The sequence below is a fragment of the Oceanobacillus senegalensis genome, from assembly GCF_900176885.1.
GTDB lineage: Bacteria > Bacillota > Bacilli > Bacillales > Amphibacillaceae > Oceanobacillus > Oceanobacillus senegalensis.
Genome location: NZ_LT839648.1, coordinates 2,543,451 through 2,555,622 on the forward strand (window position 1 = coordinate 2,543,451; position 12,172 = coordinate 2,555,622).

The following is a 12,172-nucleotide window of genomic DNA, read 5'->3' on the forward strand; positions in this document are numbered from 1 at the left end:
TATTTATATGAAACTATCTCATTTTAAATACCTACTAGTCAGTATGTTTAGTTTAAAAAAATTAATTTTGATATTGTTCTGTTAATCTTCTTTTTAATATTTTCCCAACCGTCGTTTTAGGTAACTCTTTTACAAACTCTACAGAATGCGGTACCTTATACGTAGCTAACCTATCTCGGCAAAAATCCACTAATTCTTTTTCGCTAAGCATTTCATTTTCTTTAAGAACAACAACTGCTTTCACCGTCTCTCCGCGATATTTATCTGGGATTCCAATAACAGCCGCTTCTAAAACTTTCGGATGTGTATAGATAACATCTTCTATTTCAATCGGATAAACATTAAACCCACTGGCAATAATCATTTCTTTTTTTCTACCTACTATATAAAAGAAGCCATCTTGATCCATTTTTGCTAAATCCCCTGTATAAAGCCAGCCATCACGTAGTACTTGATTGGTCTCCTCGGGCATATTCCAATATCCCTTCATAACTTGCGGCCCCTTTATTACTAATTCCCCAACTTCACCAACCGGCATAGGTTCTTCCCCATTTATAGAATCAACTATTTTTGCATCTGTATTTGGTATTGGAATACCGATACTTCCAGGCTTTTGTATCCCTGTAATAGGATTACGGTGAGTGACGGGGGAAGCTTCCGATAGTCCAAAACCCTCCGATACTTTTGTTCCACTAGTATCATTAAATTGATTAAGAATTTCTACTGGTAACGGTGCAGATCCACTTGTACAAGTCCTTAAGCTACTCAAATCAAATTTCTTTTCTTTATAGTAGTTTAGTAGTGAAATAAACATAGTCGGAACACCAGGGAAAATGGTAGGCTTTGCTTGTTCAATCACCTTTACGACTAATTCCACATCAAATTTAGGAACTAATATTAAATTCCCACCCGTATAAAATGTAAGGTTCATACAGCTGGTCATTCCGTAAACATGAAATAAAGGTGAAATAGTAAGCATTCGTTCTTCCCCTAATTTCATCTTAATTGCTGAAGTTGCGTAACTTTGTAATGTATTAGCAACTAAGTTATAATGCGTTAGCATTGCTCCTTTAGAACGTCCTGTTGTCCCACCAGTATATTGTAATACAGCTACATCTTCTCTTGGGTTAATTTCAACTATGGGAGTTGGTATGCCTTTTTCTTTCGTGAGTGTATTGAATCTGGAATCGCTTTCAATCGATACATTAATGATTGTAGATAAGGATGTATTACTTTCCACTTCTTTAACCGCTGAAACTAAATTATCTAATACGATAATTACTTCGGCTTCTGAATCATTTAATACATGTAATAACTCGGATGATTTATACATCGGGTTAACTTGAACAACGGTTGCTCCAATTGAAAGTGCCGCATAATAGCTTATAACATATTGCGGGCAATTAGGTAACATTAATGCTACCCTGTCACCTTTTTGAATCCCAATATTATAAAGTGAACTTGCCACATTTTTTATCAATTGCTCTAGTTGTTTATATGAATATGTTTTTCCTAAAAAAGTGACGGCCTGATGATTAGGATATTTACGAACAGATTCGTTAAATAGTTGAGGCAATGAAACTTCAGGGATGTCAATTTCAGTTGGATTTCCTTTCGCGACATAATCTAGCCAAGGTCTTTCCATGTAAATCCCTTCTTTCGTATCAAATATATAGGTAATTTATAACAATTTCCGACTCTAAACTACACACCGAATAGTTATTATATTCTAAATATTCAATCCGATTATAACAGATATCAAAATAAATGCAATACATTTTTTTACAATCACTTTTGTAATAATTCGAGCTCAGCAAAGACCCTATAAAGTACTTCCACCATCAACACTCAACACTGTACCAGTCACAAAATCACTTGCTTGAGATGCTAGATATATTGCAGCACCTTTTAACATATTTTCATCCCCAATTTTCCTTAACGGGATGGTTTCTAATACATTGTCTTCCTTCTGATCCAATGTCCCCTTTGTCATTTTCGTTCTAAACATTCCTGGAGCAATCGAATTAACATAAATATTATGCCTCGCCCACTTAATAGCTAAATCTTTTGTAAAATGAATGACGGCTGCTTTGCTCGTTGTATAACCAATGGTGTTTGTAATTTCCGGTGGTCTTACCGTTAACCCTGCAGCTGAAGCGATATTGATAATTTTTCCATAATTACGTTCAATCATATGCTTTCCAACTTCCTTACTTAATAGAAATGTACCCGTCACATTGACATTCATTACTTTATTCCAAGCTTCAAGCGGCATTTCCTCAACTGGAGCTCCCCAAGTTGCTCCACTATTATTAACTAGAATATCAATTTTGCCAAAATCTTCTAGAACTTCACCTACCATTTCTTTCACTTGAACCTCATTCGTTACATCTAACGCATACCCTTTCGCCTTTATGCCATATTCCTTAGCTAACATTTCTGCTGTTTTATCGCAGTTTTCTTTTTTTCTTGAGCAAATTGCCAAGTTACCTCCCATTTCAGCATATACTTCTGCTATCTGTTGACCGAGTCCTCGCCCTCCTCCTGTAATCAATGCAACTTTATCTTTTAAGTCAAACAGTTCTTTTACTTTCATTAAAATCCACCTCGTTTTTTAAAATTTAAATAACTTTCTCGCGATTTCGATATTTTAAGTCCTCAGTAATCTGATAATCAACTGGTGTTATCTTTTTTAATTCATCCATAAATATCTCTTCAACCTTTTCTACTAAATTTAATCTATTATCATGTATTTTGAAAACAGCGTACTCCGTACCAATTGTATCCACTCTCTCTTTCACCGTTATCTGCAACTTACAAAGCGCCTATTACTGTCGCATCCAAATGTCCCCACGCATCATTGCAAAAGATAATGAACTATCAAAAAATGAAGAGTGAGGAAGTATTGTTACTGGTCCTTTACCAGCATTAATCAAGTCAATTCTGGGAGACCGAATTTAGCGTTGCTAGATGCAACACGAATATCGCATGCCATAGCCAATTCACAGCCACCTCCTAAAGCAAATCCATTAACTGCAGCAATGGTTGGTTTATCATAGTTTTCTATTAAGTCGTATACATTTTGCATCCCATTTGGGTTTAGTGCGTCAAAGGCTGATTTTTCTCTTAACTTTTTTATATCCGCTCCTGCCGCAAAGGATTTTTCACCTTTTCCTGTAAAAACTACACAGCCAACTTCATCATTATCCGATAAACGCCCAAGTGCGCTCACTATGTCATCCAATGTATCTTGGTTTAGTGCATTTCTCACTTCAGGCCGATTAATCCTTATCATCCCAAGTCTATTTTTCGTAATTAATTCAATATTTTCGTACATCATGAACACTCCTCTATTTGAAATTTATTCAGAAATTATATTAAACTCGTTCAATCATAATAGCCATTCCCTGTCCACCGCCAGCACATAGTGTTGCAATACCATATTGTTGTTTACGCTTTATAAGTTCATGTAATAACGTTGTAATAATTCTTGCACCACTAGCTCCTATAGGATGCCCAAGAGCAATTGCACCACCGTTAACATTCACTTTGTCATGGTCTAGTCCCAATTCCCTGATTACAGCAAGCGACTGGGATGCGAATGCTTCATTTAATTCTATTAAATCGATATCTAGTAACTGTTTACCAGTTCTGTCTAATAGTTTTTTAACAGCTGGTACTGGTCCAATACCCATAATTTCTGGTGAAACACCTGCAGTTGTCCACTCAACAATACGTGCTAGAGGTTTTAGTCCTAGAGCTTCTGCTTTGGTTTCTTTCATAAGAACTAAAGCAGAAGCTCCATCATTTCTCCCACAAGCATTCCCGGCAGTAACGGTTCCATTTTCTTTAAATGCAGGTTTTAGTTTGGCAAGTTTTTCAATTGTCGTATTTGGACGTGGATGTTCATCTTGTTCAAATGTGAATGTTTTTTTCCGTTCCTTCACTTCTACAGGAACAATTTCTTCTTTAAAACGACCTTTTTCAATTGCTATACTTGCTCTTCTTTGACTTTCAATGGCAAAAGCATCTTGATCCTCTCTGGATATTCGGTACCTTTCTGCCACATTCTCTGCGGTTATACCCATTCCTAGATTTTCTCCATAAATCTCTTTTGGTTGTTGTCCAGCTTCTGTATTTCCATCCACTAAAATTGGTTTATCCCCTCCAAATCTAGCATCTCGTAGATAAAGCGGGGAACGACTCATACTCTCCGTACCACCGGCAACAATAATATCTGCTTGATTAAATAAAATTTGTTGAACACCTGATGCTAACGCTTGCATACCAGAGGCACAAAGTCGATTGACTGTATAAGCTGTTGCTTCTTCTGGCACCCCTGCACGTAAAGCTGCAACTCTAGCAATATTAGAGGATTCAGTCGTTTGTCGAACCTCACCCATTATCACTTCGTCTACTTGTTCAGAGGATATACCAGCTCGATTAATTGCTTCCTTGATTGAAATAGCAGCAAGATGACCAGATTCAATTTCCTTTAATGAACCACCATATGCTCCAATTGGTGTTCTAACCGCACTAACAATGACAATATTTTCCTTCAAGTTCGTTCATCCCCTCTTATTTGCTATATTCTTTCTTTAACTGACCAGCAATAATATTCTTCTGAATTTCTGATATACCTTCATAAATTCTTGTAATACGTCATCCCTAAAAAATCTTTCAATTGGGAAATCGGAAATATACCCAATTCCGCCATGTACCTGTACTGATTTATCTGCTACCCTGTTGTAAACTTCTGAACCATATAGTTTTAGTATTGCTGCTTCTTGAATAACTTTCTGTCCTTCATCAACCATCCATGCAACTCGATAAGTAAAGGACCTTAATGCTTCAATATCAACTGCCATTTCCGAAAGCATATGTGCTACTGCCTGATGATCAATAATTGGAAGCCCGGACTGTTGACGTTCCAAAGCATATTGTGTTGATAAATCTAATAGTTTTTGGCTAGATCCTAGGTTTCTTGCAGCCAAACCCGCACGACCATTAGCCAAAATTTTGAAAGCATTGATATAACTTTGCCCCTCTTCACCTAAGATAGTTTCAACTGGTACCTCACAGTCTTCCATGAGCCTGGAAAATCCTTTTCTATGATAAAAGACGTTATTCCTCTTGCCCCTTTACTCGGATCAGTCACAGCCATTACTGTAAATACATCTGCCTCCGTTGCATTTATAATGTAATGCTTCGTCCCATTTAGAATATACTTGTCTCCTTGTCTAAGAGCGGTAGTTTTTAGATTACTAGCATTTGAAGCAGCACTTGGTTCAGTAAGTAGAAACGTTCCTATTTTTTTCAACTAGCTAAATCTGGAAGGTACTTTTGTTTTTGTTCCTCATTTCCCATCTCTACAATACCAGCTGTTCCAATACCCTGTAGGTGCGCCAATAAGAGTGGTAAATCCATTATGTGTTGCTCCGATTTCTTCATATAAAGCACATTTTCCAACCAAACCTTTTCCTAATCCGCCATATTCCTCAGGGATACTTAAGCCAAATAATCCCACTTTTTGCCATTCCAATGATTCGTTCTGTTCTGGTATTTTATCTTCTTTTTCAATCTGCATTGCTATTTATTCTACTTCCGTCTGAACAAAATCCCTATTTCGAAGTCTTGTATCTAAACCTACTAAATCAGCAAGTTCTAATGGTCCTATAGGATGATTTAACCCTAGCTTCAACGCTTTGTCGATATCCTCGACTGATCCAGCGCCCTCCTTAACCATATTCACTGGATTAAAGAAATGAAGCGCAATACACTGATTAGGCCTACTAGTCTGCGCTGCAATTTCTGTAAGACTCATTGTTGAATGTATTTGTTGCTATAATTGCATGTTTTGGCGCATATTTATCAAGTTTTTTAAATATTTTAACCTTAAGGTCCATTATTTCTGAAACAGCTTCGATGACAATATCAGCATCCTTAACAGTTTCCTCTATGCAAAGAGATTCAATAATCCTCCTAATCTACTTTGATTTTTCCTTATCAATTAAAACCCGTTTTAGTATTTTCCCTACCGTATTCCTAGGTAATTCATCAATAATCTCGAACTGTTTAGGTACCTTATATGGTGTAAGACTTCGGTAACAAAAACCTCTTACTTCTTCAAAGTCAATTGTTACTCCATCTATAGGAGCAATGTATGCCTTTACGATTTCTCCCTTTTCTGGATCAGGGATTCCAACCACCGCACATTCCTTAATGTCCGGATGTTCATATAAAACGTTCTCCACTTCCTGAGGATAAACATTAAATCCCCCGTTAATAATCATTTCTTTTTTTCTTCCAACAATATAGAAATAGCCATCCTCATCCTGTCTCGCTAAATCACCGGTATACAACCAACCATTTCTTAATGCATTTTTTGTTTCTTCTTTATTATTCCAGTATCCTTTCATAATCTGTGGACCTTTAATAATTAACTCTCCAACATACCCAACAGGAAGTTCCGTATTTTCCTCATCTACAATTTTACAATCTGTATTTGGGAAAGGGATTCCAACACTCCCTACTTTGCGAATACCACTTGGTGGGTTTCTATGTGTTGATGGAGATGCTTCTGATAATCCAAACCCTTCTCCAATTACGGCTCCAGATAGGTTTTCAAACTTTCGAATTACCTCAAATGGTAGTGGGGCTGATCCACTGGAACAAAACCTCAAACTACTAAGACCATATTCCTCTGCATTTCTCTGATTAACAAAGGCGTTATACATTTTCGGGACACCAGGAAAAAAAGTTGGTTGATACTTTTTGATTATTTCAAGCACCTTTATGACATCAAACTTTTTTATAAGTAAGTTAGTTGCCCCTAAGTATATTCCAAGATTCATACTACTAGTCATTGCATATACATGATAAAGTGGTGTTGCTGTTAATACTATTTCATTGCCAAACTCCATCTTTTTTCCATACATAGCATGGCTCTGATATACATTAGCAACCAGATTATAGTGGGTGAGCATAGCACCTTTCATGACACCTGAAGTTCCCCCAGTATATTGAATAACCGCAACGTCCTCTTTTGCCTGAATCGGAACTTCTACTTCAATCGGTTCATTCAGTTCCACTATTTTATTAATAGACTGATAATTATCACTCTTAGAATCGATAACAAATATTTGGTCAAATGAATATAGACCATTTAACTGATAAACCGTATCGATATTATCTGCTTCTACTACTATATAACTAGCTTCAGAATCATTAACGATTTGTATAAGTTCTCTAGCAGTATAGCGGGGGTTAATTTGAACAACAATTAAACCTAACCTCATAGCAGCATAGTAGGAAATGATATAAAAAGGATGGTTAGATACCATTAACCCAATTCTATGACCCTTTTTTAGTCCCAATTTACTCCAAGCACCCGCTAACCGATCCACCTTTTCTTTTAACTCTTGATACGTTATTTCTGTGTTTTCCTGTATTATAGCGGTATTATTACCTAATCTTTCTGTTGTCTTTTCTAACAGGTAATATAAAGATACTTCGGGTATTTCAAACTCTTTTTTCACATCCCTTGGGTAGGCGTTATACCATCTACGCTCTTTTAAATCTTCCACTGTAATCCCCCCTTTCTAAGTTCATTGATTATCTAGTACACCAACTTCTTCGTAATATCGCTTTGCACCAGGGTGTAATGTTTCTGGGTCAATACCATTTAGTACCGTATCCAAGCTAAAGTCTTTTGCTCTATCTGGAACTTGCTTTTCGAAAGTTTCTAAGTTTTCCCAGAATATTTTTGTCAGATTATAAACATACTCTTCGTCTAAATCCTTTCTGACTGTAATCATCGTCTCCATTACATATGTTGGCACATCTTCCTCGATTCCCTTATAAGTTCCTCCTGGTAGTGCACCTGCAGTGATTCCGTATCCTTTTTCTTCAATACTTTCCAATTCATTCTGATCAATAGGTAATATTTTGATTGGTTGCGTTATTTCCATTTCTTGTAAAGCAGGTACATATGGAGCACCACCTCCAAGGAAAACGTCTACATTATTATCTTTAAGCATAGAGGCACCATCTGAATAGTTTCCATAAGATATTTGCCCACCAGCATCAACAATGGATTTTTCATCAATACCATATTCCTCCATCATATTCCAAAACCCAACAGGCCCTCCGCCACCTTTTGGTCCAAGAAAAATATGCTTATCTAAGATATCCTTTATTGAATTAATATCATCATTATCAGCCGAAGTTGCTATCGTTTGATACACGGGGTATAAAGAACCAAAAGCTGCAATATTTTCAATTGGTTCTTCAAAACCCTCTCCACCTTGAAGTGCTGCATTAAAATCAGTCGTATAGTTTAGCCCCATTTGAATATCCCCGACTTTAAGAGATTTTAAATTCGCCGTTGAGCCTCCTTCAAGTTGTGTGGCATTTAAATTATTAAACTCAGTTGAATAAAGTTCCGTCATTGTTGTTGTAATTGGATACCATCCCGATCCCATTGGTCCAGAACCAATTGTCAAGAATTTATCAGGTGCCGACGGTTTATCACTTGAATTACTAGATGCCTCATTGTCCCCACACGCTGCTAAAGCCACCATAACCAAAATCATAAAACTACAAATTAACATTTTTTTCATAGGAACACCTCTTCCTTATCCCGTTTTTTGTGTCGTTTCATTAATATCTATCGTATTAAATTTCTTCTGCCAAATAATTAAAGCGATAACTAAAACCAAACCTATTAAATCTCCATAAAGACCTGGTGTAATAAGTAAAATCGCACTAATTAACATTAGAATTCTTTTAACTAATCCAAGTTGTCCCAAAAAGTAATCCTCTAGTGCACCGGCTAAGAAAACACAACTTAGGAAAGCACTTGCAATTGCAATCACCATTTCAGTTGTATTTCCTCCCTGCATTACCAACACAGGATTGTATGCAAAAATAAATGGTACAAAGAAACCACCTAGTCCTATTTTAATAGCATAAACGGCTGTTCTGAGAGGATCCGACCCAGCTATCCCAGCTGTAGTATATGCTGTTATGGCAACAGGTGGAGTTAAACCTGACAACACACCAAAGTAAAATACGAACATATGAGCAGCAACCTCATTAACTCCTAGTTGAATTAATGCAGGTGCACCAAGCACAGCAAGAATGACATAAGCTGATACCGTCGGCATACCCATTCCCATAATAATTGAGGCTGCAGCAACTAGAATCAATAGTAATAGCAAGTTTCCACCTGCTAAATCAATTACGAATCGTGAAAAAGTAATACCTAATCCTGTTAATGAAACCGCCCCTACAATAATACCAGCTGTTGCACAAGCAGCTATTACGGATAAAGCACTTCTAGCCCCATCCTCTAATGCTGCTAATATATCAAGGAAATTCATACGAGTAGCTTTACGAATCCAACTTAAAGCGATGGCGGCAAGTATCGCATAAAAACCTGCTTTCATTGGACTAAATCCATAGACCATTAATCCAATAATAATTAATAATGATAAAAATAGATAACCTTGTTTTAGTAAAACCTTCCGAACACTTGGCAATTGTTCCTTAGGAATACCAATCATTTCCATACGCTTCGCATGAAAATATACAACCATTCCAGCAACAAAGAAATAAATAGTAGCTGGAATTAGAGCATATAAGGCAAGTTGGATATAAGGTATACCAAGCGTTTCTGCCATGATGAATACTGACGCACCCATAATGGGTGGCATAATTTGGCCACCTTGTGAAGCAACCGCTTCAACTGCAGCAGAAAACCTCTTACTATATCCTAGTTTTTTCATTAATGGAATCGTAAATGAACCTGTTATTGCAGCATTAGCAGCACCATTACCTGTAATTGTTGCTACTAACGCACTAGAACCTACTGCTGATAATGCAGGTCCCCCCGTTTTATTACCAAAAAATCCGAAGGCAAAATCTGTAAAAAATTGACCACCGCCTGATCTCATTAAGAAAGATCCAAAAATAACGAAAAGTATTAACACTGTGGAACTTACATAAATTGGTTCACTAAATATACCTAACGTTCCACTAAACATATGGTCAATCATCTTTTCATACCTAATCCCTGGATGTGCTAATGCACCAGGAAAATATTGACCAAAAAGAATATAGGTTAAAAAGAACACACCGATGAAAGCCATTAAAATTCCATTGGTTCGTCTTGTTGCTTCTAGAATCAATGCTATGAATATAGTTCCGAATATAACATCATTAGATCCTATATTTCCCTGTCTGGATTGAATTCCTTCTGCATTAAACATCATATAACCAGCCGTTACAATTGTAATCAAAACAATTAGTATATCAATAATCCCAAACTCCTTCCCTTTTCTAAACGGAAAGAGAAAAAAGATTAATAGTACAGCCCATAAGACGTGAACACTTCTTTGCTGCCATGAAGACAATGTACCGAATCCAGCAGTATAAATATGAAAAACGGATAACCCAATTGCTAACAAAGATATTATTAGTATTAGTAACCTTGAGACATTCCACTTTTCTTTTCTTTCCTTCCATAACTGTTCTACGTAAGCTGGTTTTTCTTTTATTGTTGTATCTATTTTGCCTGTATTACCTGTTTGAGCTACCATTTATTCACCTCATTTCCTTTATTTTGATAACGCTTTCAATACAAAGCTTCTTTTTTCTAACGATTCATCTTAATTCTCGTCTAAAATCCTACGAGCAATAATTAGGCGTTGAATCTCATTTGTACCTTCATAAATTTTAGTGATTCTAGCGTCACGATAAAAACGTTCAACAGGATACTCGCCAATATAACCGATTCCACCATGAATTTGCACAGCCTTATCCGCTACTTTATTAAATACCTCGGAAGCAAATAATTTCGTCATGGCAGCTTCTTTTATTACTTTCTCACCAGAATCAACTTTTTCTGCAGCCATCATCGTTAATGTACGAGCAGCTTCAGTTTCCGTTGCCATATCAGCTAACATCCATTGAATAGCTTGATTATTTGCAATAGGCCTTCCGAATTGAATACGTTCCTTGGCATAACTTGCTGAAATCTCGATTAGCTTATCACAAGACCCGACAGCTCGAGCAGCTAACCCAACTCGACCTTCACCAAGAATCCTTAAAGCATTCATATAACCCATTCCAACTTCACCAATAACATTCTCTCTTGGAACAATACAATCTTCAAAGATAACTTGGGCCGTATATGATCCTCTTAGTCCCATCTTTTTATCTTTTTTGCCAATGATAAGACCTGGGAAATCTCTTTCTACTAAAAATGCGGTAATTCCGCCTTTAGCACCTTTTTGTTTATCCGTTACAGCAAATACTGTAAACACGTCAGCTACAGGTGCATTTGTAATAAAATGTTTAGTTCCATTTAAAACCCAATGATCACCTTTCTTTTTAGCTTGTGTTGATAAATTAGTAGCATCTGAACCAGCACCAGGCTCCGACAATGCAAATGCACCAATTTTCTTTCCCGACGCCATGTCTGGTAAATACTTCTGTTTTAAATCATCAGATCCAAGCTTTACAATTCCTGTACTTCCAATTCCTGTATGGGCACTTATTAAAGAAACAAATCCATTATGTGTTCTCCCTAATTGTTGGAGCACGACAGCCTTTCCTACAGAATTTAATCCAATTCCACCATACTCTTCAGGAATGCTAATTCCAAACAAACCTAATTCTTTTGCCTTTTCGATGAGGTGCTGTGGTATTTTATCTTCATCCTCAATTTGCTGAGCATATGGATCCACTTCATTATCCACAAAGTTCTTAATCATTGTTTTCATTTGTTGAAGTTCGTCCGTTACGGTTACTGTCATCTAAAATTCCTCCTTTAAATTATATGTTCACTATTTATGTAGCAAGAGTCATGCCAACTTTTAAAAAGTGTATAGTAAAAGATTAAATAAACCAAGCCAATCCCCCGTTATTCCTTGCTTATTATTTATTTCAATGGGGGATTGAAATTAACTAAATATTATTTAAATAATTTATAATCTAAAAATTGAATCAAAATTGAATCAAATAGAAGCCCATCATAAGGAAAATAGGCAATTCATATTTGAATCAATAATTCAAATATGAATTGCCTATTAAAACAAAAGTTCATTAATTCATTTTGAGTAGGTATATTGAAAATTATCTTTCAATATTTAAAATAATTAAAGATACA

General features: G+C 36.3%; 9 protein-coding genes and 2 pseudogenes. All 11 read right to left on the minus strand.

Annotated features, from left to right (window positions below; translation table 11 throughout):
• Window positions 1-61 precede the first annotated feature (61 nt).
• On the minus strand, window positions 62-1,645 hold the full coding sequence (locus CAO17_RS12300) for a long-chain-fatty-acid--CoA ligase (protein ID WP_085993039.1): 1,584 nt from the start codon (window positions 1,643-1,645) through the stop codon (window positions 62-64).
• A gap of 177 nt (window positions 1,646-1,822) precedes the next feature.
• Entirely contained in the window at window positions 1,823-2,596 is a 774-nt protein-coding gene (locus tag CAO17_RS12305; RefSeq protein WP_085993040.1) for an SDR family oxidoreductase, read from the minus strand.
• A gap of 25 nt (window positions 2,597-2,621) precedes the next feature.
• Complete coding sequence (locus CAO17_RS20745) at window positions 2,622-2,801, minus strand: hypothetical protein (RefSeq protein WP_143833755.1); 180 nt, start codon at window positions 2,799-2,801, stop codon at window positions 2,622-2,624.
• Between the two features lie 131 nt (window positions 2,802-2,932).
• Window positions 2,933-3,337, minus strand: coding sequence for an enoyl-CoA hydratase/isomerase family protein (locus CAO17_RS12315; protein WP_245831836.1), 405 nt, complete (start codon window positions 3,335-3,337; stop codon window positions 2,933-2,935).
• 40 nt (window positions 3,338-3,377) lie between these two features.
• Window positions 3,378-4,562 (minus strand): thiolase family protein, encoded by a 1,185-nt coding sequence (locus tag CAO17_RS12320; RefSeq protein WP_085993042.1) that lies wholly within the window; start codon window positions 4,560-4,562, stop codon window positions 3,378-3,380.
• A 16-nt stretch (window positions 4,563-4,578) separates the two neighbouring features.
• Window positions 4,579-5,620 (minus strand): annotated as a pseudogene (locus CAO17_RS12325) (acyl-CoA dehydrogenase family protein); the annotation flags it as partial.
• A pseudogene (locus CAO17_RS21690) lies at window positions 5,612-5,987 on the minus strand (3-hydroxyacyl-CoA dehydrogenase family protein); the annotation flags it as partial. The pseudogenes CAO17_RS12325 and CAO17_RS21690, both read right to left, overlap by 9 nt.
• Complete coding sequence (locus CAO17_RS12335; protein WP_085993044.1) at window positions 5,988-7,586, minus strand: long-chain-fatty-acid--CoA ligase; 1,599 nt, start codon at window positions 7,584-7,586, stop codon at window positions 5,988-5,990.
• 21 nt (window positions 7,587-7,607) lie between these two features.
• Window positions 7,608-8,621 carry a TAXI family TRAP transporter solute-binding subunit gene (locus CAO17_RS12340; RefSeq protein ID WP_085993045.1) on the minus strand — a complete coding sequence of 338 codons (1,014 nt, stop codon included), beginning with the start codon at window positions 8,619-8,621 and terminating at the stop codon, window positions 7,608-7,610.
• A gap of 15 nt (window positions 8,622-8,636) precedes the next feature.
• Complete coding sequence (locus tag CAO17_RS12345) at window positions 8,637-10,601, minus strand: TRAP transporter permease (RefSeq protein WP_085993046.1); 1,965 nt, start codon at window positions 10,599-10,601, stop codon at window positions 8,637-8,639.
• A 69-nt stretch (window positions 10,602-10,670) separates the two neighbouring features.
• Window positions 10,671-11,819: an acyl-CoA dehydrogenase family protein gene (locus CAO17_RS12350; protein ID WP_085993047.1), complete on the minus strand. Its 1,149-nt coding sequence runs from the start codon at window positions 11,817-11,819 to the stop codon at window positions 10,671-10,673.
• Between the last annotated feature and the right edge of the window lie 353 nt (window positions 11,820-12,172).

Coding starts and splice junctions, on each gene's coding strand:
- CAO17_RS12300 (WP_085993039.1), bottom strand. CDS start 1,645: ATGGAAAGACCTTGGCTAGATTATGTCGCGAAAGGAAATCCAACTGAA.
- CAO17_RS12305 (WP_085993040.1), bottom strand. CDS start 2,596: ATGAAAGTAAAAGAACTGTTTGACTTAAAAGATAAAGTTGCATTGATT.
- CAO17_RS12315 (WP_245831836.1), bottom strand. CDS start 3,337: ATGTACGAAAATATTGAATTAATTACGAAAAATAGACTTGGGATGATA.
- CAO17_RS12340 (WP_085993045.1), bottom strand. CDS start 8,621: ATGAAAAAAATGTTAATTTGTAGTTTTATGATTTTGGTTATGGTGGCT.
- CAO17_RS12345 (WP_085993046.1), bottom strand. CDS start 10,601: ATGGTAGCTCAAACAGGTAATACAGGCAAAATAGATACAACAATAAAA.
- CAO17_RS12350 (WP_085993047.1), bottom strand. CDS start 11,819: ATGACAGTAACCGTAACGGACGAACTTCAACAAATGAAAACAATGATT.